Consider the following 21,592-nt stretch of genomic DNA (forward strand, 5'->3'; position numbering starts at 1 on the left):
GAAGACGGCCTGGCGGCTGCGGACCGCGAACCGTGCCGCGCGAGTGCCGCAGTCATGCTGCTCCTGTCTGCAGGTCAGCAGTGGTTCCGCCACCAGTCGTGGCCGTGGGGCGACCGGGCGGCAACTGGCCGTTACGATGGCCGGCGTGGGGCTCCCTGAGACTACCCGGCGCGGCAAGGTACTGGGCGGCCCGGACAGAAAGGTCGTTCGTCGACGGCAGGGGAGGCGGGCCTACGGACGGTCCGCCTCTACGACCGCGACGGCCGCCGCAAGTCGCCGCCGACCTTGGCGTGACGGCGATGGCTACACCTGAAAGCGTACAGATGTCCGTCCGGGGCGACGGCGCCCTCGCCATCCAACATCATCGGTTGGCGCGCACGGGCTCAAGCTCGTAGGAGCACCTGACCATCGCGGGTCACACCACGCCAGGTTGGGTGGATTTGCTCCGGCCGGACGCCGCTTATGGTCCCGGGACAGGCCCTCGACCACGCTCGGTAGTGGCGGTGTCGACAGGACTGGTGTCGCAGTCGGGACGGCCGTGGGCATGACCACCAGGTCACGTGACCGCATGCGGTTCCCCGTGTACGGTCGTGGCGGCCGTGAAGCCGGCCTGGCGGTCCCCGCCCACCGTCAGGGGGAGCTCGCCTTCCGGCACGTTTCAGCGCCCATGATCGCCAGGTTGTCGGGTGCCCGGCGACGTCAGCTTTTCCAGGCGACGTTGTGCCAAGTGGGCAGCGTGCGCGCTGGTCTGACGGATGATCCGGTCGGGCACCGGCGGCGCCGGCCAGAGCTGCAGGAGATACCGGTCCGGGCCAGGGCGCGCGTTGTCGATCTGCCGTCCGGCTTCGAAGCCCGCGGCGCTGAAGCGGACCCGGTGCGGCCCGACGGCGGGCAGCGTGAGCGGGTGCAGGTCGTCAGCTGGTGAGCGCCGCCGTCGTCTCGGCGACGTCGAGGGAGACCTCGACGACCTCATCCCACTGGTCGTCCAGCGGCGGTTCGGTGGGTGACCAGGCGACGGTGAAGGCCCCCGACCCGGTGTGCAGTCCGGTGATGAGGCGCACCTGATGCGCGACCGCGGCCCCGGGCCAGGCCGTTCTGCTGCCCGCGCCGGGCCACATCGGGCATGGCCGGCTCATCCGGCGTCAGCCGGCGGTGCAGTCGGTGCAATGCACGTCCTCGACCGGGCTTCCTTCGACGACGTCGGCGACCCAGTCGACCAGTGCGGTTGCGCCCACGGTTTCGTCGAAGAAGGCGTCGTCGTCCAGCACGACATGCTGGTCGCCGGGTGCGGTGTAGCTGAGCAGGTTCACTCCGGCCTCTTCGATCTGCGTCTCGTTGGCGTCGATGAGGGCGAGAAGGTCGTCCGCGGACGCCGCGGCGAGCAAGACGAAGTACGCCTGCACCTCGTCGTAGGCGTGGTCGAATCGCGCGAACGTGATGTCGGGATGGCGCTGCGCGGCGGAGATGTACAGCTCGGGCATGCTGCGCAGGTCCGATGTGACGGTCGACAGGGCGTCGGTGGTGCCCCATCCGCTAGCGGTGAGAATGTCGTCGTTGAATTCGGGTGCGTCGGGATAGGCGCCCGAGGAGTCCGCGATCGACGTGATCTCGGCGTCGGGGAAACGATCTGCCACCATCCCGGCATAGAGGGGAGCGCTGACGGATCCGGCGCTGGCACCGATCACGACGATCTCTTCGGCGTCGGGGAACGTGTCGGCCAGATGATCCAGGGCGGCGGTGCCGTTGACGTACCCCTTGTGATGGACTGTCAGGTCGGAGGTGTACTCGGTGACGGCGTTGCCGAGATGCACGTCACCAGTGCAGTACGGCACGAACACCATGGAGTAGTCGGCGAACGGGTTGCGCTCGTCCGCGAAGTCGAGGACGCCTGAGCCGCTGGGTGTCTCGACCGTCGTCTGGTAGTCGTTCGTTCCGTCCGGTGCGCACGTCGCTGCCGACCAGCATCCGCCGCCGCCGTCGAGGAAGAGGACGACCTTCTCCGTGCTGGCTTCGCGCGCGTAGAAGCTGTACTCGGAGCCGTCGGCGCACTCGCAGTCGCCGCCCGGCACGACCTTCTCCCAGGCGGACGCGCTGTCCGAAGCATCCGATTCGTTCGCTTCGGTGTGGTCCGGCACCGGCATCAGGTCTTCACACGCCTTCTCGGCGGCCTGGAACTTCGGCGAATCCATGTCGATACTCTCCGGAAGGGCGATTCCGTCCGCGTTCGGTTCGGGGAAATCGGCGATGCCGTTGTCACGCATACACTGCGCGAAGGCGAGCGGGTCGGACCCATCCGCTGCCGAGTCGTTGCCGCCGGTGAGGACGTATGCGCCGCCGGCCAACAGGAGCGCTAAAACGACGGCAATGGCAGCGGCGACCCGGCCGCTGAATGGTGGTGCCCAGCGTTTCGGCTCGTCATCGTGGCTCGGGTCAGGTGGCTTCTCGTCCATGGTGGGAACACTATGGACACGACTTATCTGTGCGCGTCCGCCGCACGGCGCATTTTCGGTACCGCGTTCGATTGACCTCGTGCTGGGTCATCCCCGCGATGTAGTCCGCAGAATGACCCTGCCTCGTCATCACTGACGACGCCGGCCGGGGAGGTGGCGGGCGAGAATGGACAGGTGCGCGACCACATACGGACCGGCTGGCGGCTGCTGACGCGCTCGGCCGGCCAGCCGCCCGAGCCCACGCGGCGCAATCTGCTGTTCGACGTCGCGTTGGCGGTGGTTCTGGGTACAGCCATGGTGCAGTACGCACGCACGGAGATCTCCTCCGACGACTCTGCAGTGTTGCTGATCGGCGCGGTGATCGCTGCGGCAGCTCTGGTGGTGCGCCGTCGCTACCCGCTGGCGGTCCTGTGGGTCGTGATCGCGGCGACACTGGTGGCGTCGGCAGATCAGCCGAGACTGACGTTCTACGCGTGCGTCATCGCCGCGTACTCGGCTGCGGCGTACAGCCCGTACCGGATTCCGACTCTCGCCACCGTCGGCGTCGCCGTACTGATCTTCAGCACTGCCGTCGATTCGGTGTTGCCCGTCGCCCCCACCCAGTACATACCGCTCGTGGTCATGGTGCCGATCGCCGTGGCGGCCGACGGACTGCGGCGGTGGAAGCTTCGAGCCGACGAACGACGCACCGAGCTCGCCGACCTCGAACGGCGGCAGGCGGAAGCATTACGGCGGGCAGCGGAAGAAGAACGCGCGCGAATCGCTCGCGAGCTGCACGACGTGGTCACGCACAATGTCGCCGTCATGATCATCCAGGCGGGCGCCGCGCGGAAAGTGATGCTCACCTCGCCCGCCGAAGCCAGCGAGGCGCTGCTCGCGGTCGAGTCCGGTGGCAGGGCGGCCATGGTCGAGCTGCGGCAAGCCATGGGGCTGCTGACCACCGACGGTGACGGCCGCGACGAAGGCGACGCGGCAGAGTTGGAACCGCAGCCGGGCGTGTCGTCGTTGCCGTCTCTCGTGTCGCGGGTGCGCGACGCCGGGTTGGACGTCGACCTGACCATCACCGGAGCTGAACGCCCGTTGCCGCGAGGAATCGAACTCGCGGCGTATCGGGTGGTGCAGGAGGCGCTGACCAACAGCGTCAAGCACGCCGTCGGGGCGTCCGCCTCCGTCGACGTCGTCTACGGGGAGCGCGAACTCAGAGTGGAGGTCGTCGACACCGGAGGAACGGCGGGGGAGTCGGCGTCGTCCGGAAACATGCGGGGACTGATCGGGCTGCGCGAGCGCGTGGCGGTGTACAACGGCACCGTTGAAGCCGCTCGCCTGCCCACCGGCGGCTACCGTGTCACCGCATCGATTCCCGTGGAGGACTCGTGACCGACCCGCTGCGTGTGGTGATCGCCGACGATCAGACGTTGGTCCGTACCGGGTTCCGGATGATCCTCAATGCCGACGGCATCGAGGTCGTGGCCGAGGCCGCCACCGGCGAGGAGGCTGTCGCTGCGGTGCGCTCGGTACGTCCCGACCTGGTGTTGATGGATATTCGGATGCCTGAGCTCGACGGGCTGGAAGCCACGCGCCGCATCCTGAGTGGCGACGGTCCGCAACCGCGCGTCATCGTCCTCACCACCTTCGACCTCGACCGATATGTGTACGCGGCCTTGGCGGCCGGCGCCAGCCGGTTCCTGCTGAAGGACGTCACCCCTGAGGCGCTCGTCGCGGCCGTGCGGATGGTCCGCGACGGCGATGCCCTGCTGGCCCCATCGATCACTCGTAGGCTCGTGGAGCGCTTCGCCCATCGCGACGATGACGCCGCGGCGCTGCACCGCGACCTGGCCGCCTTGACGCCGCGCGAACTGGAGGTGCTGGCCCTGCTGGCACGTGGTCTGAGCAATGCGGAGCTCGCGTCGCGACTGCACCTGTCGGAGGCGACGGTGAAGACCCATGTTGCGCGGATACTCGGCAAGCTCGGCCTTCGTGACCGCGTGCAAGCCGTGATCGCCGCCTATGAAACCGGTCTGGTGAGTGTCGGCGACCACGACGCGCGGCCTTCCGGCGAACGGCTTGGCCCGCCATCCGCATTGTGAGACGGTGGTGAGGTGACGCTCCATACGGACATCCCGACGCGCGCCCAGCTCGAGCGGCTGATCGCGGCGCGGCACGAGGCGAGCGTGTCGGTGTACGTGCCGACGAGTCCGGTCACGCAGCAGGCGCAGGCGGGCCGGATCGAGCTGAAGAACCTGGCCGCCGAGGCGACGCGGCAGCTGGACGAGGCGGGGGCCGGCCGCGGCGCGGTCGCCGACGTCCGCGAGTCGCTGGACGACCTCGTCGAGGACGACGACTTCTGGGCCGAGCAGGCGCGCAGCCTGGCGGTGTTCGCCTCGCCGGGCGGGGTGACGGTGTTCAGGCTGCCGAACGAGCTGACCGGCGTCGTCGAGGTCAGCGACCGCTTCTACGTGAAGCCGCTGCTGCGCGCCGTCACGTTCCCGCAGGCCGCGTTCGTGCTCGCGCTCGCGGCCGGCTCGGTGCGGCTGGTCGAGGTCACGCGCGACGGGCCGCCGTTCACGGTCGACGTTCCGGGGCTGCCGTCCGACGCGGCGTCGGCGGCCGGCAAGTCGTCGATCGCCGACCGCGCGCCGGTCGGCCGCATCCAGGGCTCGGAGGGGCAGAAGGTCCGGCTGCGCCAGTACGCGCGCAAGATCGACCAGGCGCTGCGCGGTGTGCTCACCGGCCTGGAGTTGCCGCTGATCCTCGCCGCCACCGAGCCGCTGGACGCCATCTACCGCTCGGTGAACAGCTACCCGCACCTGGCCGGGCACGGCATCGCGGGCAGCCCGGAGGGCAGCACCGACGCGGAACTGGCCGACCACGCGCGGGCCGTCCTCGACGAGGTCTACGCGCGGCAGCTCGCCGAGTTCCGCGAGCTGTACGAGCTGCGCTTCGATCAGGGCCGCTCGTCCGCGGACGTCGCGACCGTCGCCCGCGCCGCGACCTACGGCGTCGTCGACACCCTGATCGTCGACATCGACGAGAAGCTGCCCGGCTACGTCGACGACGAGTCCGGCGCGGTGACGCCGGCCGCCGACGATGCCGCCAGCTACGGCATCGTCGACGAGATCGCCCGGCGCGCGTTGCTGGCCGGCGGCCGCGTGCTGGCGGTCCGCGCCGACGACGTGCCCGGCGGCGGGCCGGTCGCGGCCGTGTTCCGGTTCGCGTTCTGAGCCCGCTGTCGTTTCCGTCCAAGACGACGGCGCAGGCCCGGGTCTAGCGTGGGCGCGACACCGACCACGAGGAGAAGCACGATGCGCAAGCTGGTCTACACCGGGTTCATGTCGCTCGACGGCGTCGTCGACTCCCCGGGCGGCGGCCCGGGTGAGGAGCACCGCAGCGCCGGGTGGGTGTTCAAGGACCTCGAGTTCGTCCCCGAGGCGTGGACGCTCAAGGGCGAGGAGCTCGAGGACACGTCGGCGCTGATGTTCGGCCGTCGCAGCTACGAGCTGTTCGCGCCGACCTGGCCCACGTCGCAGGACCACGTCTCCTACAAGGAGCTGCCCAAGTACGTGGTCTCGTCCACGCTGCCCGACGACGCCGTCGTCGACGACTGGGGACCCATCACGTTCCTGCGCTCCACCGATGACGTCGCGGCGCTCAAGGAGGGCGACGGCGGCGCGATCTACATCCACGGCAGCGCCGTGCTCGCGCAGCGGCTGTCCGACACCGACCTCATCGACCAGTACAACCTGCTCGTCTTCCCGGTGCTGCTCGGTGCCGGCAAGAGCGTCTTCGGTCGGGCCGACCGCGCGAAGCAGCTGCTGAGTCTGCGCGAGTCCGAGACCTACTCGAACGGGATCATGAAGCTGGTCTACGACGTCAAGCGCTGATCCAGGTCGAGCGCGATGGCACCGCCGGCGCCCTCGCGCAGCTGGCGGGCGGTCCGTCCGACGTACGAGCGCAGGGCCCGGGCCAGGTGCGGCTCGTCGAAGTAGTCGAGCTTGACGACGACGTCGGCGGCGGGCTCGCCACCGGCCAGCAGTTCGGCCGCCGTCCGGGCCCGCTCGATCTGGCGGACGGCGCCGCGGGTCAGCCCGGTCGCTCCGCGGAACCGGCGCTCGACCGTGCGTCCCGAGACGTCCGGACGGTGGCCGTGCAGCACCTGGGCGACGAGCGGGTCGCGGACGACGATGCCGGCCCGGACCAGCCGCTGGACCAGCGCCTCGGCGTCGTCGGCGCCCGGCGTCTCCCAGCGCGAACCGTCGAGCCGGAACGTCCGGTTCGTGGTGTCGGGCAGCTCGATGCCGCCGTCGACCAGCGCCGCCGTGGGCACGGCCCGCAGTGAGGTGCCGACGGCGAACTCGATGCCCATGAACGTCGCGGCGTCGGGCACCGGCGCGGTGCCGGTCCTCGTCTCGGGGCCGGAGACGCCCGCGTAGGTGCCGCGCTCGTCCGCCCAGAACACCAGGCCCCAGCGCACCCCGGCGACGGAGGTCATCTGCGTGACCTGCTCGCTGGTGCACGTCCACACCTCGTCGACCCACGGCGAGTCGGAGCCGCGCGTCCCGAACCGCAGTCCCACAGACGCAGGATACGCCGCCGTCAACGGGCCTTCCGCAGCACGAGCGCCTGGGTGAGCGCGCCCACGGCCGCGATCGAGAGCACGGTGCGCACGGCGTTGGAGACCACCCACTGCGTCTCGAACCGGTCGCGGACGTCCGTGACGGCCGCGGCGTCGCCGAGGTCGCCGAGCTGGTCGATCTCGGTGTTCAGCGGGACGTTGACGATCATGGTCAGGGCGAAGACGACGGCGACGAGCACGAGCGCGACGACGGACCAGCGCACGGCGGCCGGCGGGCCGTAGCGGCGCAGCACCAGCGGCGCCACGATCGCCAGCAGCAGCGCCAGGGTGAAGGTGACGGGGAACACCGGGTTGTCGTTGTAGCGCTGGAGGGTGGTCACGAAGGTCTGGTCGTCGACGTCGGCCAGGTTGGGCATGACGGCGGCGGAGAAGGTGAAGTTGAGCCCGGTGACCAGCACCACGGCCAGCAGCGTCACGCCGAGCACGAGCCCGGTCCAGCCGTCACCTCGCCCGGCCTCCCGGCGTTCGGTCGTTCCCATCGTCTCGCTCATAGCGGATCTCCTCGTCTGCGGTCTCAGTACCTTCCGTCCACTGTCTCGCGACACTTCCGGCGGAACAATGCCTCTGCGTCGTCGATTCATGCTCATTCGTCCAGCCAAGGTGGACGCTCGAACCCGCCCTCGGCCGGTCATCCGCCCGGCCGCACCTCGACGACGACCTTGCCCAGCGCCAGCCCGGTGCCGACGCGGGCCAGCGCCTCGGGCACGCCGTCGAGGTCGAAGGTCCGGTCGATGTGGATGCGGACGTCGCCGCGCACGCACTGGTCGGCCAGCGGCTGGAAGTGCGCCGGTCCCTGCTTGACCACGAGGACGCCGAGCCGGCGCCCGGTGACCCGGCCGGCGACGGCGCCGATCGTGAGGACGCGCAGCAGCGCGCGCGTCGACCCGCCGACGCACTGGTACCGGCCGCCACGGGCGAGCGCTCGCCGGTAGGCGAACACCGACCGGTGGGCGACGAGGTCGAGGATGCGGTCGTACGGCCCGCCGCGGGTGAAGTCGCTGCTGCGGTAGTCGATCACCTCGTCGGCGCCGGCCGTTCGCATGAACGCGAGCTTGCCGGCGTTGTCGACGCCGGTCACGTGCAGCCCGGCGCGCTCGGCGAGTTGGACGGCGAACGCGCCCGTGCCGCCGCCGGCCCCGTTGATCAGCATCCGCTGCCCGGGCCGTCCGCCGGCCGTCCCCTGCAGGGCGATGGCGCCGGACTGGGGGAGCGTCGCGGCCTGGGCGAAGGTCAGTCCGTCCGGCTTGGGTGCGAGCGCCGACTCGGCGGCGACGGCGTACTCGGCGAAGCCACCCATGAGGGCGAGGTTGTCGCCGTACACCTCGTCGCCGGGGCGGAACCGGGTGACCCCGGCGCCGACCGCCTCGACCCGTCCGGCGATGTCGGAGCCGAGCACCCGGCGGGCCGGCCGGCGAGGGCCGCCCAGGCGTGCGTACAGCGGCGTGCCGCGCAGGCACTCCCAGTCGGACAGGTTCACCGAGGTCGCGACGACCTCGACGAGCACTTGGTCGCGTTCCGGCGACGGCACCGGGACCTGCTCGACGCGCAGCACGTCCGGCGGGCCGTAGCGGTCGTACACCACCGCCCTCACCGCGGCACCGTAACACCGGCCCTGACCAGCAGACAATCCTCCTTCATACCCACCGACGCGTACGGCGTACCCGAGTTCGCCCGGTGTTCATCCGTTCTTGCGGATCCGGACAGGTCGCCCCACTTGGCTGTGCGGGGCGGCTGGGGGCCGCCGTCATCGACGAGGGGGAAATCAGGCATGAGCGCGCGGAGAGCGCATAGAGCCGCGGTCGCCGTTCTGGCGGTCGCGGGGCTGGTCCCACTGGGAGCGGCCGGAGTACCGGCGGCGGCGAACACCGAGGTCGCGAGCGTCGTCGTCAACGAGGTCTCGCAGCGGGTGAACCCGGACTGGGTGGAGTTCCACAATCCGGGCGACGCGCCGGTGGACCTGTCCGGCTGGAAGGTCCAGGACGATCAGGACCGCGGCCCGGAGGACTATGTGTTCCCGCCGGGCACGGTCATCCCGGCCGGCTGGTACCTGGTCCTCGACGCGGCCGAGGGCGAGACACCCGGGTTCGAGTTCGGGCTGGGCGCCGCCGACACCGTCCGGCTGTCCGACGCCGGCGGCGAGCTGGTCGACAGCCTCAGCTGGACCGAGCACGCGACGACGACGTACGGGCGCTGCCCGGACGGCACCGGCGAGGTCCGCCAGACGGCGGCGCCGACCCGTGGCGAGGCCAACGACTGCACGTCGCCGGCCCGCATCAACGAGGTCGCGGCCGGGTTCGTCGAGCTGGCCAACCCCGGTGGTGCCGCGCTCGAGCTGGGCGGGCACGTCCTGCGCGCGGCCGGCGCCGACGACGGCTACGAGGTCCCGGCCGGTGAGCTGGCGCCGGGCGGGCTGCTGCTGATCGACGCGGACGAGCTCGGCTTCGCGCCGGCCGAGGTGGACGGCGTCGAGTTGGTCGACGGCAACGGCGCGGTGGCCGACGAGCACGGCTGGGACGCGCTGCCGGAGCCGAGCACGGGCCGCTGCCCGGACGGCACCGGCGCGTTCGCGGTGACGGCGTCGGCGACGCCGGGCGCCCCGAACGACTGCGTGCCGGTCGCCGGCCAGGACGTCGTCAAGGTCAACGAGGTCGAGTCCAGCGACGGCGTGCCCGGCGACTGGATCGAGTTCGTCAACACCGGCGCCGAGGCGGTCGACCTGTCCGGCTGGCTGGTCCGCGACAACGACGACACCCGGTTCTCGACCATCCCAGCCGGGACCGTCGTCGAAGCAGGCGGCTTCTACGTCCACGAGGAGACCGCGCTCGGGTTCGGCCTGGGCGGCGGCGACATGGCCCGCCTGTACACGCCGAACGGCACGCTGGCCGACTCCTACGCCTGGGACGAGCACGCGCTGACCACGTACGGGCGCTGCCCCGACGGCACCGGCGAGTTCCGGGCCACCACCACGCCGACCAAGGGCGCGCCGAACGCCTGCGACGGCGACCCGGAGCCCGAGCCGGAGCCGGAGCCGGGTGACCCGTGGCCCGGCGGCCCGGACGTCACCGTCGTCGACGAGGAGGACGCCTTCGACGGCGACCTCAGCGGCATCGACTACGACGACGGCGTCCTGTGGGCGGTCGACAACGGCCGCGGCCAGTTGCACAAGCTGGAGTGGGACGGCACCGTCTGGCACAACAGCGACGACGGCTGGGCGGCCGGCAAGCCGCTGCATTACCCGGGCGGCGTCGGCGCGCCGGACAGCGAGGGCGTGACGGTGACGGGCGACGGCTCCGTCGTGGTCGGGACCGAGCGCGACAACGACGCCGACGACCTCAGCCAGCTCAGCCTGCTGCGCTTCGACGTCTCCGGTGCCGAGGCGAGCCTGACGGCGTCGACCGAATGGGACCTCACCGCCGAGCTGCCGCCGACCGGCCCGAACGCCGGCATCGAGGCGGTCGAGTGGGTGCCTGACGACGTCCTGACCGAGCTCGGGTTCGCCGACGCCTCGACCGGCGAGGCCTACGACCCGGACGGCTACGCCGAGCACGGCGACGGCGTGTACTTCGTCGGCATCGAGGGCACCGGGCTGGTCTTCGCCTACCTGCTGCTCGACGACGGCGACGTCCACCAGCTCGCCGAGCTCGACCCGCAGCTGGCCGGCGTCATGGCGCTGGACTTCGACGCCGCCACCGGCACGCTCTGGGTGGTCTGCGACGACGGGTGCGACGGCACGTCGTCGCTGCTGCGGGTGGGCGCCGACGGCGCGTTCACGGCGGCCGGCCAGGTGGCCCGGCCCGAGGGGATGGCGAACCTCAACACCGAGGGCTTCGCGATCACCCCGGTCGATCGCTGCGCCGACGGCGTGCGGCCGGTCTACTGGACCGACGACAACGACACCGACGGCCACTCGCTGCGGGCGGGCACGCTGCCCTGCCCGGACCCGGAGGAGCCGGGCGGCGACGACGGCGCCGAGGACGGCGCGGAGGACGGCGCGGAGGACGGATCGGACGACGGCTCCGACGCGGGCACGGACGACGGCGCCGGCGGTGCCGACGGTACGGACGACGGCGGCGGCGCGGATGCAGGCACCGATGACGGCGACGGCGAGGCGCTGCCGGACACCGGTGGCGCGGCCGGCACCCTCGTCGCCGCAGGTGTGCTGCTGGCGCTGGCCGGGCTCGGGCTGGTCATGATCCAGCGCCGGCGCGGCGGGCTCGGCGTGAGCTGATCCGGCCAGCGCCGCCCGGACCGCCGCCCTCCCCGGGACGGCGGTCCGGGCGGCGACGGTCCGGCCCGGTCCGGAACGCGGTCCGCAGCGGCGGTCCGGGCCGACGGAGGCTCTGCGTCAAGTCCATTGGCGTTGTGAAGGCCGGGTTACTGCTGCCCTGGCCGTAGTAACTCGCCCTTGACGGGCCCACGGCGCACGAGGCGCCCAGCGCTCGAGGTCAGAGCCAGGCCGACGGCTCCGGTGGCTCCACCGGGACGGGACGGTCGTCGCACCAGGTGCCCCAGGCGTCCCAGCCGCCGTCGTTGCCGCCGAGCAGGTCGATCGAGAACTCCGGGCCGGTCGGCGGGAAGTTGAACGAGCCGCAGTTGTTCGTGAACGCGTGGCCGACGCCCCGGGCGTCCAGGTTCTCGATCGTCGCGCTGCCGAACGCCCGCGCGTTCAGCACGTTCGTCCCGGCGCCGTCGACCCGCACGTCGCGCACCGTCACGTGTGAGATGCCGTACAGGTCCTTGACCGCCCACTCCGACACGAACTGGATGGCGTTGTAGCTGACGTCCAGGAAGTCGGAGTCGACGACGCGGAAGTCGGCGTCCAGCGGGCCCTCCAGCGCGTAGAACCAGATCGCGCCGACGCCGATGTCCCAGTTCAGCTCGCGGGTCCCGGCCCGGACGGTGGTGTTGCGGGCGAAGGTCAGCTGCCCCTGGAAGTCGGTCGAGCCGTGCCGGTAGCCGGCGTGCAGCGCGGACCCCTCGCGGACCGGGTCGGCGATCAGGTTGTCCGACACGGTGTTGTCGCGGCCGCCGTAGATCGCGATGCCGTTCGCCAGCACCGGCGACTGGATCGTGTTGTGGTCGAAGGTGTTGCCGGAGTTCTTGTCCAGCTCTTTCGCGGCGTCGCCACTGACGTAGTGCGACCACATCGCCATCGCGTCGTCGCCGGTGTTGCGGACGAAGTTGTTCGTCGCGCGCACGCCGGTCCAGCCGCGCCGGATGTTCAGCCCGTCGGCGATCTGGTCGACGATGACGTTGTCGCGGATCAGCAGGTCGCTGCCGGGCCCGTCCAGCCAGATGCCGACCTTGGTGTTCTTGATGTAAAGGTCTTCGACGACGGAGTCGCTGAGTGCGCCGCCGACGCCGTTGACCTGGTCGTTGTCGATCCGCTCGGCCACCTCGCCGACGATCGCGAAGTCGGCCAGCCGAACGTCGTGGCTGCCGCCGGCGTCGTCCGCCCAGCGGCCGTAGAAGCCGGGGGAGTCGTGCCTCGAGCCGTCCGGCGCCTGCGTCGCGCGAGGCGTGACCGGGCCGGTGACGATCGAGTGCCAGTTCCCCGCCCCGACGATCGCGACCTCGTCGACCACGATGTGCCGGGTGACGAGGAACGTGCCGGCAGGGATGTAGACGACGGCGTCGCGGCCGGGGTGGCGCTGCTGGGCGTGCGCGATGGCGCGGTCGAACGCGGCCGAGGAGTCGCGGCGGCCGGACGGGTCGGCGCCGAACTGCAGGATCGACACCGAGTGCGCGGGCTTGCGGGCCGGCGGCGCCACCTGCTCGTAGTCCAGCAGGTCGACGACGGTCCACGCGGCGGCCGCGCGGCGCGGCACCGTCAGCCGCAGCGTCGACCCGGCGGGATGGGTGCGGTCCAGCAGCAGCCGCTGCTCGTCGTAGGCGTGGCTGGGCCGGTGCGGCTTGGCCTGGCTCTCCGTCGGCGGCCGCCACCAGTCCGGGTTGAGCCAGCCGGTCCCGGGGTCGTTCGAGAACGGGTAGTCGGCGTACAGCCAGGAGTACCGCGAGGTCAGCGTCATGGTGCTCCGGTGCCGGCCGTCGACGGTGACCTCCAGCGGTGACTCGATGCCGCCGCCTGACGGCGCGTCCGGGATGCTGGCGCGGACGGTGATCGCGTTGGCCGGGCGGGTCAGCGTGAACTCGACGTACGCGCCCGGGTCCAGCCTGACGGCGTCGCGGCCGGACGCTTCGGCGCTCAGCGTGTAGGCGGCCCGCTGCTCGGCGCCGCGCCGGTCCGGGGAGTAGAGCGCGATGTCGCCGGTGGACGACGCGCTGAGCGGTTCGCCGGTGTGGACGGCGAACTCGGCCTCCTGCTCGGCGAACGCGACGTCGGCGCCGCGGCCCTCGACCAGCTCGGGGTCGAGGCCGGCCCGGGTCTCACGAGGCGTGGCGGCGGTGGCGGACGGAGACGGCTCGGCCTGGGCGGCCGGCATGACGGCGGCAATGGCGGTCGCGAGGACGGCGGCCGCGGCGACGATGAGACGGCTGCGCATACTCGGTCAAAGTACAGCAAAATAAGGTGTAAGAATACGAAAGAACTCAACAATCCGCCATCATCTACCCACCCGAGTTGATCATGGAGAAGGTCGGCTCCAGATCGCCGCCAGAGCCGAGTTTCTCCATGATCAACTCGGGTCGGGGGCGCGGCTCGCGGTCGTGCGGCCGAGCTCGTCGCGGTACCGGCCGAGCACCAGCGGCCAGCCGCGGTCGTAGTCGGCGCGGGCGGTGGACGGGTCGTCGTAGCTCTCCCAGCCGCTGTGCCGCAACGTCACCAGCGTGCCGCCGCCGTCGACCGCGGCGAAGGAGACCTCGACCAGCCCCGCGGCGTCGGCCGGCCGGCCCGGGTGCCAGGTGAACGCGACCACCGCGGGCGGCTCCCACCGGGTCACCGTCCCCCAGGCCGCCTCGTCGCCTGCCTCGGAGCGCTCGACGATGACGCCGTCCTCGAACGCGACGGTCGCGGCCTCGCCGTAGACGCTGAACCGGGCCAGCGGCCACCAGCGCCCGATGCCGGCGGTGAACACGTCGAACGCGACCGCCGGTGCGGCCTCGACCAGCAGTTCGCGGCGGATCTCGGGTACGGGACTCATCGCTCGTCCTCCTCCGGTTCGGGCGTGGCGCGGGCGACCTCGGCGGCATACGCGTCGAGCGCGACGTCCCAGGTGCCGACCAGCCACTCCTGCACGGCCGCCAGCCCGTCCGGCGCCAGCGCGTAGAGGTTGCGGGTGCCCACGCTGCGGTGCTCGATCAGCCCGGCGCCGCTGAGTACCCGCAGGTGCTTGCTCACGGCGGGCCGGCCGACCGGCAGTCGCTCGGCCAGCTTGCCGACGGGCGTCGGGCCGTCGCGCAACAACTCGAGGATGCGCCGCCGCACGGGCTCGCCGAGGGCGTCGAACGCCGCATCCGCTGATTGGTTACTCATGGGCAACGGTTACTCTACAGCAACCATTGCTACTCCGTCTCGATCAGCGCCGCGATCCGTTCACCGGCCATGACGGCGGTCGCGGCCGGCCCGCTCGACGTCACCGCCGGGAAGATCGACGTGTCGGCGACGCGCAGGCCGGTGACGCCGTGCACGCGGCCGTGCTCGTCGACGACGCCGTCCGGGCCCATCGCGCAGCCGCCGCTGAGGTGGATCGCGGTCCCGACGTGCGCGGCCAGCCAGCGGTCCAGCGCCGCGTCGTCGGCCAGGACGTCGTCGTCGAGGCCGGGCGTCGTCCGCGCCGCGACCAGTGGCCGGAACGCCGCCGTCGTCAGCAGCCGCACCGCCACCCGCACGCCGTCCCGCAGCCGGGCCCGGTCCTCCGGCGTGGACAGGAAGTGGTGGTCCAGGCGCGGCGACACCGCCGGGTCGGCCGAGACCAGTTCGACGGTGCCGCGGCTGGTCTCCTGCTGCAGCGCGACCCGCAGTGCCAGGTCGTCGCCGGCGCCGGGGACGACCACGCCGAGCGGCCGCGTCCAGCACAGGATCTCCAGGTCGCCCTCGTACGGCGACCCGGTCGCGGTGAACGCCAGCCGGCCCTGCAGCGGCAGCGCCGCCGACGGCGTCAGCGCGGCGCCCGCGGGCCGGTACCCGACGGTGATCTCGGGGTGATCGCTGGTCCCGCGGCCGACGCCGGGCAGATCGGCGACCACGGGCACGCCGAGCGACGCCAGCCGCGCGGCCGGGCCGACGCCGGACACCATGAGCAGCTGCGGCGACAGCACGGCTCCGGCGGACAGGATCACCTCGCCGGCCTGTACCTCCTCAGTGCGGCCCTCCCGCGAGACCACCACGCCGACGGCCCGGGCGCCCGCGAACAGCACCCGCCGCACCACCGCGCCGCCGAGCACCGTCAGGTTCGGCCGGCCGCGCGCCGCCGCCAGGTGCGTCCGCGCGGTGCTGTGCCGAAGCCCGTCCGCGACGGAGAGCGGCACCGGCCCGTACCCGGGCCGGCCGCCGTCGTTCTGGTCCGGCTGCGCCGGGAATCCCAGCTCGGCGCAGGCGGCGTAGAACGCCGTCGTCACCGGGTGCGGCGGGGCGTCGCGGCGTACCGGCACCGGCCCGCCGTGCCCATGCCCCGGCCGGTCGCCGTGGTCGCGGTCGTCCTCCAGCGCCGCGAAGAACGGCCGGACCCGCTCCCACGACCACGCCGGGTTGCCCAGCGCCGCCCACCGGTCGAAGTCGGCCGGCGCGCCGCGGACGAAGTAGCCGCCGTTGATCGCGGTCGACCCGCCGACGATCCGGCCGCGCGGCACGACCGCCGTCACGTCCGTGGTGAGCCGGGCCGGGAACGCCCAGGCCGCCGGGTGACCGAGCGCCGCCGCGGGCATCGTGGCCGGGTCGAGCAGCTCGGCCGGCTGCTCGTCCGGGCCGGCCTCGAGCAGCAGCACCCGGCGGTCCGGGTTGTCGCTGAGCCGGGCCGCCAGCGGTGCTCCGGTCGCGCCCGCACCCACCACGACGACGTCGTAGAACACGGTCGCACCGTATCTGCGAGGATGGCGGCGTGACCGGGCCGGGGCACGGCGTTCCGTCACCGCCCGGGCGAGCGCACATCACCGACCTGCGCAATACCGAGCCGCAGGGTTGCCGCTAGGGTGCCGGCGCGCCGCCATAGCCGATCTCGTTGCCGTCCAGGTCGTGGTAGGTGATCTTGCGGACGCCGTTGCCATACGTCTCGCGCAGCGCCGGCTCGATGCCGCGCGACGTGATGCCGTCGACCACCGCGTCGAGGTCGTCGACGAAGATCGTGACGTGGCTCCGGCCGGCGGTCTCGGGGCGCTGGTTGACGGCGATCGAGCGGTGCTCGGCCAGCTCCCACACCACCTCGGTGTCGTGGGCGCGGAACGTGAACGGCGCGCCGAACAGCTTCTCGTACCAGGCGGCCGAGGCGGCGAAGTCGGTCACCGGGAGCACGGCGAATAGGTCGAGAGTCATGTGGCGATGCTAGCCAGTCCGGCACCCTAGCGGTCTACGGTGACCTCACACCGAGGGGGACATCATGAGTACGGAGGAGACCAGCGGGAGTGGGACGAGATGAGCGAGGCCGGTCGCGCCTCGGTCCCGCGCGACCGGCTGTTCATCCAGCTCGGCTTCCTGCTCGACGCCATCCCGGAGGGGGAACGGGCGCGCTGGATGCGCGAGTTCCTGCCGCTCCCCGCCCGGGTGCTCTACCAGGCCGACGGGAGGCGTCAGTACGAGAAGCACCGCCGTCTCGTGTACGGCGATCTCGCCTGACGCCTACCGGGACATCTCCCTGGGGTCAACCTCGGCCGCTGCTGGCGCGGGCCCGCCGGGCGATCGCGTCGATCGACACCGCGAGCAGCAGCACCGCTCCGGTGACGATGAAACGCACGGAGGAGTCCACGCCGATGCGGTTGAGGCCGCTGTTGATCGACATGAGCACCAGCACGCCCAGCAGCGCCGAGTAGGCCGAGCCGCGGCCGCCGAACAGGCTGACGCCGCCGATGACCGCCGCCGCGATCGCGGTCAGGTTGACGTCGTTGCTGCCGCTGGCCTGCGACACCGACGTCAGCCGGGCCAGGAACAACAGACCGCCGGTCGCGGCCAGCAGGCCGGTCAGCGAGAACGCCGAGATGTAGATCCAGGTGACGTTGATGCCGGAACGGCGGGCCGCCTCGACGTTGCCGCCGACGGCGTACAGGTGCCGGCCCCAGGTCGACTTGCGCAGGACGAGGTCCAGGAGCACGACCAGCCCCACGAAGAACACCACCGCGAAACCCCAGCCGCGGTCGATGTTCAGGTAGTAGGTGAGGAAGCCGAGGCCGGCCAGCATGACCCCCGCCTTGATCAGCACCAGCGTCACCGACTGCGCGGGCAGCCCGGCCGCCGTCCGCCGCCGGATGCCGATGAGGTTGACCAGCGCGTACAGCGCGACGACCGCCACCACGACGACGTACGAGACCGCCGGGCTGAGGAAGTCCTCGCGGGCGAACTGCGCCAGCGGCGACGTGCGCGGCAGGTTGATCGTGCCGGTGTCGCCGAGCACGACGTACTGCAGGCCGACGAAGCCGAGCAGGCCGGCCAATGTGATGACGAAGCTCGGCACGCCGATCTTGGTGAAGATCAGCCCGTAGACGATGCCGATGACTGCGCCCGTCCCGGCGCCGGCCGCCAGCCCCAGCACCAGCGGCTGCTCCTGCTGGACCACCAGGACGGCCGTGATGGACCCCGCGAGACCGCTGATCGAGCCGACGGACAGGTCGATCTCGCCGAGAAGCAGCACCAGCACGATGCCGACCGCGATGATGCCGTACGGCACGGCGGTGAGCGTGATGTTGACCAGGTTGCTCGACGACAGGTACGTGACGTCCTGCAGGTAGAAGACCAGCCCGATGATGAACAGGCCGACGACCACCGGCAGCATGCCGAGGTCGCCGTCGCGGACGCGCCGCCGGAACGCGTCCACCGCGCCGCGCAGGCCGGCGTCCTGGGCCAGCCGCTCGTCGAGGAGGTCGGCGCGGGCCGCGGTCTCGTCGGCCGGCGCCGTCCGGGTCCTACTCATCGGTGCCCCCTGACGCCTCGCGGCGGGCGTTGCGCTCGGCCACGACGTTGTCCGACGCGCCGGTGATGGCGGCGACGAGCTGCTCGGTCGTGACGTCGACGGTGCGGAACTCGGCCTCGTTGCGGCCCAGCCGCAGCACCACGATGCGGTCGGCGACGGCCTGCACGTCGGCCATGTTGTGGCTGATCAGGACGACGGCGAGGCGCTGCTCGCGGAGCCGCTCGACGAGGTTCAGCACCTCGGCGGTCTGCGCGACGCCCAGGGCGGCGGTCGGCTCGTCGAGCATGACCACCTTGGGCTGGCCGACCAGGCTGCGGGCGATCGCGACGGTCTGCCGCTGGCCGCCGGACAGGCTGGCGACCGGGATGCGCACGGTCGGGATCTTCGCGCCCAGCTCGCGCAGCAGCCGCCAGGACTCCTTCTCCATGGCCACCTCGTCCATCCAGGCCTGCGAGCCCAGCTCGCTGCCGAGGAACAGGTTGGCCACGACGTCGAGGTTGTCGCAGAGCGCGAGGTCCTGGAAGACCGTCGCGATGCCCAGCGACTGTGCGGTGCCCGGGCTGCCGACGTGCACCTCGCGGCCCTCGACCCGCATGCTGCCGGAGTCGGGCTGGTACACGCCGGACATGATCTTGACCAGGGTCGACTTCCCCGCGCCGTTGTCGCCGACGAGGGCGACCACCTCGCCGGCGTGGACCTGGAAGTCGACGCCGGCCAGCGCCTGGACGGCGCCGAAATGTTTGCCGATCCCGGTGAGTTCCAGGACCGGCTGGGTCGTGCGGGCCGAGGACCCGCTCTCCTCTGTGGCGACGCTCATCGGCACCATCTCCTCTGTTCCAGAGTCAAGGGTGGCACCGGCCGGGAGATTCCGGCTCCAGTGCCACCCTCGACGTTGTCTCGACGGGATCAGCTGAGGCCCGCGGCCGCGCAGGCGTCCGCGTAGTCAGCGGTGCAGATCTCGTCGACGCTCCAGAACTCGTCGGCTACGACGGTGTCGGCCACGTTGTCGGCGGTGACCACGATCGGGTCGTGGATCAGCGACGGCACACCCTGGAAGTCGACGGTGTCGGCGACCTCCTCGCCGTTGACGATCGAGATGGCCGCCTCGGCGGCGCCCTCGGCCTCGACCGGGATCGGCTTGTAGACCGTCATGTATTGCTCACCCGCGACGATGCGCTGGATGGCGGCCAGCTCGGCGTCCTGCCCGGTCACCGGCGGCAGCGCGTCGGCGGCGATGCCCGCACCGGTCAGCGCCGCGATGACGCCGCCGGCCTGGCCGTCGTTGGCGGCGTAGACGCCGGCCAGCGAGGCGGGGTCGATGGTGTTGAGCTGGTCCGTCGTCCACGACTGGGCGTTGTCGGGGCTCCAGTCGGGGTTGTCGTACTCGCCGACGACGGTGAGGTCGCTGGCGTCGATGATGCTGTGCGCGCCGGACTTGAACTGCGCGGCGTTGGGGTCGTCGGGCGACCCGTTCAGCATGAGGATGTCGCCGGCCGCGCCGACCGCGTCGACCAGGGCCTGGCCCTGCAGCTCGCCGACCCGCTCGTTGTCGAACGAGGTGTAGTAGTCGGCACCCTCGATGAAGCGGTCGTAGGCGATGACCGGGATGTCGGCGGCCTGCGCGTCGGCCACCAGCGACGCCGCGGCGACACCGTTGACCGGGTCGAGCACCATGACGTCGACGTTCTGCGAGATCGCGGAGTCGACCTGCTCGGCCTGCTGGGCCTCGTCCTGGTCGGCGTTGAAGTAGACGACCTCGCAGTCGGCGCACAGCTCCGCGACCTTGGCCTCGAACAGCGGCCGGTCGAACGCCTCGTAGCGGGCGGTGGCCGCTTCCGGCAGGAGCAGGGCGATCGAGGCGCCCCCGCTCGCGGTCTCGTCGCTCCCGCCGCCGTTGTCGTTGTCGTCCTCGTTGGCGCCACAGGCGGCCAGTGCGCCGGCGGCCAGGGCGAGGACTGCGAAGACGGCAGCCCGTCGATTGGGCTGGTGCACAGTGAAACCCTCCTTTGGGTTCTTGGCCCGCCGATAGATCGGCCGGCTGGGGAGAGTGTCGAACGCCTGCGCGTTGTCGTCAAGGCTCAAATACATTACGCGTTTACAACTTGTTTATGCGTTCGTATTTCGACAGCAAATATACGGACATCGCCCGTGAATCGCGGTACGGACCAGAACGGCCGGTTGGTCCGGGCGCCGCCGTACGCTGCCTCCAGCGTCGCGTTGATCATGGAGAAGGGAGGCTTCCGGGCGCGGCAAGGCCTGACCTTCTCCATGATCAACTCGGGTCAGGCCTACTGCGCGGCATCGAGGCCGGCGATGAGCGCGCCGACCGCCTCGGTGTCCTCGCCGAGCGGCGAGATCGCCACCCGGGTCCGCTCCGCCACGCCGGGGAGGACGGCCCGGCGGAAGCCCTGCTGGACCGGGCGCAGCCAGGCGTCGCCGGCGGCGATCAGCGGCCCGCCGAGGGCGATCTCGGCCGGGTTGAGGATCATCGCCAGCCAGCCCAGGCCCCGGCCGAGCAGCTCGCCGGCGTCCTCGAGCACGTGCACCGCGACGGGGTGCCCGTCGCCGATCAGCGCGAGCACCTCGGTGAGCCCGAGGTCGCGCTGCAGCGCCGAGCTCAGCGCGGAACGGACCGACTCCGCCGAGCCGACCGTCTCCAGGCAGCCGCGGCGCCCGCACCGGCACACCACCGACAGGCCGGGGTCCAGCGCGAGGTGGCCGATCTCGCCGGCCGCGCCGGAGTCGCCGCGCAGCAGCTCGCCGCCGACCGCGACCCCCGCCCCGATGCCCGAGCCGACCTTGACGAACACCACCGATCCCGGGCCGGCGCCGGCCCGGCGGGCCAGCGCGAGCGCGCCGAGGTTCGCGTCGTTCTCGACCACCACGGGCCGGCCCAGGACGGCGGCGATCTCGTCGCGCAGCGGGAAGCCGACCAGCGTGGGCAGGATCGCCGTCTCGGTGACGGAGCCGGTCGCGGCGTCGATCGGCGCCGGGACGCCCACCGCGACTCCGGCGATCTGGCCGGCGGTCAGGCCGGCCCGTTCACGGGCCGCCGCCGCGAGCGAGGCGATCGTCTCGATCAGCGTGTCCGGGCGCAGGCCGCCGGCGAGTTCCGTGGCGGACTCGGCCAGCACCTCGCCGGGTTCGGCGCCGGCGACGACCTTGACGTGCGTGCGGCCGAGGTCGATGCCGATGCCGTACCGCTGCCGCGCCGGCGCGCGCTGGACCAGGCGGCTGCGCCGGCCGTTGGCGACGCCCTGGCTGACGACCAGCTCGCCCTCGTCGACGAGGGCGTGCACCAGTCCGGAGATGGTCGCGGGGGCGAGGCCGGTCAGCCGGGCCAGCTCCGCCTGGCTGACCGGCTGGCCGGCCGGCAGCGCGAGCAGCAGCCGCTGCCGGTTCGCCAGCCGCAGGGCGGACAGCGACCCGGGACGCAGATCGCCCCTTGACGTCATAGTGTGAACGCTACACCCTCTTGAAAGCCGCCCCGTGGG

21 protein-coding genes are annotated in these 21,592 nt (G+C 71.9%); 7 read left to right on the plus strand and 14 right to left on the minus strand.

Annotated features, from left to right (window positions below):
* The first annotated feature begins 568 nt into the window (after positions 1–568).
* Positions 569–925, plus strand: a complete 357-nt coding sequence (locus tag BLV05_RS14500; RefSeq protein WP_152690618.1) for a hypothetical protein — start codon at positions 569–571, stop codon at positions 923–925.
* On the opposite strand, the gene BLV05_RS14505 is transcribed toward BLV05_RS14500, so the two are convergent.
* Both BLV05_RS14505 and BLV05_RS14510 read right to left on the minus strand, forming a co-directional pair.
* Positions 915–1,061, minus strand: coding sequence for a hypothetical protein (locus tag BLV05_RS14505; RefSeq protein ID WP_157524255.1), 147 nt, complete (start codon positions 1,059–1,061; stop codon positions 915–917). The two genes, BLV05_RS14500 and BLV05_RS14505, sit on opposite strands and share 11 nt — an antisense overlap.
* Positions 1,062–1,142: 81 nt before the next feature.
* Positions 1,143–2,450: a pectin acetylesterase-family hydrolase gene (locus tag BLV05_RS14510; RefSeq protein ID WP_082155015.1), complete on the minus strand. Its 1,308-nt coding sequence runs from the start codon at positions 2,448–2,450 to the stop codon at positions 1,143–1,145.
* A gap of 174 nt (positions 2,451–2,624) precedes the next feature.
* Between BLV05_RS14510 and BLV05_RS14515 the strand changes: the two genes are divergently transcribed.
* The 4 genes from BLV05_RS14515 to BLV05_RS14530 all read left to right on the plus strand — a co-directional run bounded on the left by BLV05_RS14515 (position 2,625) and on the right by BLV05_RS14530 (position 6,331).
* A complete protein-coding gene (locus BLV05_RS14515; RefSeq protein ID WP_197683654.1) occupies positions 2,625–3,827 on the plus strand; it encodes a sensor histidine kinase in 1,203 nt (400 codons plus the stop codon).
* Positions 3,824–4,537, plus strand: a complete 714-nt coding sequence (locus tag BLV05_RS14520) for a response regulator (protein WP_046767353.1) — start codon at positions 3,824–3,826, stop codon at positions 4,535–4,537. Before BLV05_RS14515 ends, BLV05_RS14520 begins: the two co-directional genes overlap by 4 nt.
* 12 nt (positions 4,538–4,549) lie before the next feature.
* Positions 4,550–5,671, plus strand: coding sequence for a baeRF11 domain-containing protein (locus BLV05_RS14525; protein WP_046767352.1), 1,122 nt, complete (start codon positions 4,550–4,552; stop codon positions 5,669–5,671).
* A gap of 81 nt (positions 5,672–5,752) precedes the next feature.
* A complete protein-coding gene (locus BLV05_RS14530; RefSeq protein WP_046767351.1) occupies positions 5,753–6,331 on the plus strand; it encodes a dihydrofolate reductase family protein in 579 nt (192 codons plus the stop codon).
* Here BLV05_RS14530 and BLV05_RS14535 read toward each other — a convergent pair.
* The 3 genes from BLV05_RS14535 to BLV05_RS14545 form a co-directional block, all read right to left on the minus strand.
* Positions 6,313–7,023 carry a helix-turn-helix domain-containing protein gene (locus tag BLV05_RS14535; RefSeq protein ID WP_046767350.1) on the minus strand — a complete coding sequence of 237 codons (711 nt, stop codon included), beginning with the start codon at positions 7,021–7,023 and terminating at the stop codon, positions 6,313–6,315. The genes BLV05_RS14530 and BLV05_RS14535 overlap by 19 nt on opposite strands.
* A 20-nt stretch (positions 7,024–7,043) precedes the next feature.
* Positions 7,044–7,574: a DUF1772 domain-containing protein gene (locus BLV05_RS14540; protein WP_052762213.1), complete on the minus strand. Its 531-nt coding sequence runs from the start codon at positions 7,572–7,574 to the stop codon at positions 7,044–7,046.
* A gap of 137 nt (positions 7,575–7,711) precedes the next feature.
* On the minus strand, positions 7,712–8,674 hold the full coding sequence (locus BLV05_RS14545) for an NAD(P)-dependent alcohol dehydrogenase (protein WP_046767349.1): 963 nt from the start codon (positions 8,672–8,674) through the stop codon (positions 7,712–7,714).
* A gap of 177 nt (positions 8,675–8,851) precedes the next feature.
* Between BLV05_RS14545 and BLV05_RS14550 the strand changes: the two genes are divergently transcribed.
* Positions 8,852–11,311 carry a lamin tail domain-containing protein gene (locus BLV05_RS14550; protein WP_063932502.1) on the plus strand — a complete coding sequence of 820 codons (2,460 nt, stop codon included), beginning with the start codon at positions 8,852–8,854 and terminating at the stop codon, positions 11,309–11,311.
* Between the two features lie 217 nt (positions 11,312–11,528).
* On the opposite strand, the gene BLV05_RS14555 is transcribed toward BLV05_RS14550, so the two are convergent.
* From BLV05_RS14555 to BLV05_RS14575, 5 genes are all read right to left on the minus strand, one after another.
* The gene (locus BLV05_RS14555) at positions 11,529–13,586 is read right to left on the minus strand and encodes a glycosyl hydrolase family 28-related protein (RefSeq protein ID WP_046767348.1); all 2,058 of its coding nucleotides are present in this window, start codon (positions 13,584–13,586) and stop codon (positions 11,529–11,531) included.
* A gap of 132 nt (positions 13,587–13,718) precedes the next feature.
* Positions 13,719–14,183, minus strand: coding sequence for an SRPBCC domain-containing protein (locus tag BLV05_RS14560; protein WP_046767347.1), 465 nt, complete (start codon positions 14,181–14,183; stop codon positions 13,719–13,721).
* Complete coding sequence (locus BLV05_RS14565) at positions 14,180–14,515, minus strand: ArsR/SmtB family transcription factor (RefSeq protein WP_046767346.1); 336 nt, start codon at positions 14,513–14,515, stop codon at positions 14,180–14,182. The genes BLV05_RS14560 and BLV05_RS14565 overlap by 4 nt, the downstream gene beginning before the upstream one ends.
* A 29-nt stretch (positions 14,516–14,544) precedes the next feature.
* On the minus strand, positions 14,545–16,050 hold the full coding sequence (gene mftG / locus BLV05_RS14570; protein ID WP_046767345.1) for a mycofactocin dehydrogenase MftG: 1,506 nt from the start codon (positions 16,048–16,050) through the stop codon (positions 14,545–14,547).
* Positions 16,051–16,165: 115 nt separating this feature from the next.
* Positions 16,166–16,510, minus strand: coding sequence for a VOC family protein (locus BLV05_RS14575; protein WP_046767344.1), 345 nt, complete (start codon positions 16,508–16,510; stop codon positions 16,166–16,168).
* 99 nt (positions 16,511–16,609) lie between these two features.
* Between BLV05_RS14575 and BLV05_RS14580 the strand changes: the two genes are divergently transcribed.
* Positions 16,610–16,810 (plus strand): hypothetical protein, encoded by a 201-nt coding sequence (locus BLV05_RS14580; RefSeq protein ID WP_052762212.1) that lies wholly within the window; start codon positions 16,610–16,612, stop codon positions 16,808–16,810.
* 25 nt (positions 16,811–16,835) lie between these two features.
* Here BLV05_RS14580 and BLV05_RS14585 read toward each other — a convergent pair whose 3' ends face one another.
* The 4 genes from BLV05_RS14585 to BLV05_RS14600 all read right to left on the minus strand — a co-directional run bounded on the left by BLV05_RS14585 (position 16,836) and on the right by BLV05_RS14600 (position 21,553).
* Positions 16,836–18,098 (minus strand): sugar ABC transporter permease, encoded by a 1,263-nt coding sequence (locus BLV05_RS14585; protein WP_046767343.1) that lies wholly within the window; start codon positions 18,096–18,098, stop codon positions 16,836–16,838.
* Positions 18,091–18,924, minus strand: coding sequence for an ATP-binding cassette domain-containing protein (locus tag BLV05_RS14590; RefSeq protein ID WP_082155012.1), 834 nt, complete (start codon positions 18,922–18,924; stop codon positions 18,091–18,093). Before BLV05_RS14590 ends, BLV05_RS14585 begins: the two co-directional genes overlap by 8 nt.
* An 80-nt stretch (positions 18,925–19,004) precedes the next feature.
* Complete coding sequence (locus tag BLV05_RS14595; RefSeq protein ID WP_046767342.1) at positions 19,005–20,090, minus strand: sugar ABC transporter substrate-binding protein; 1,086 nt, start codon at positions 20,088–20,090, stop codon at positions 19,005–19,007.
* A gap of 296 nt (positions 20,091–20,386) precedes the next feature.
* Positions 20,387–21,553, minus strand: a complete 1,167-nt coding sequence (locus BLV05_RS14600) for an ROK family transcriptional regulator (RefSeq protein ID WP_046767341.1) — start codon at positions 21,551–21,553, stop codon at positions 20,387–20,389.
* Positions 21,554–21,592: the final 39 nt, after the last annotated feature.

This window comes from Jiangella alkaliphila (assembly GCF_900105925.1).
Taxonomy (GTDB): Bacteria; Actinomycetota; Actinomycetes; order Jiangellales; family Jiangellaceae; genus Jiangella; species Jiangella alkaliphila.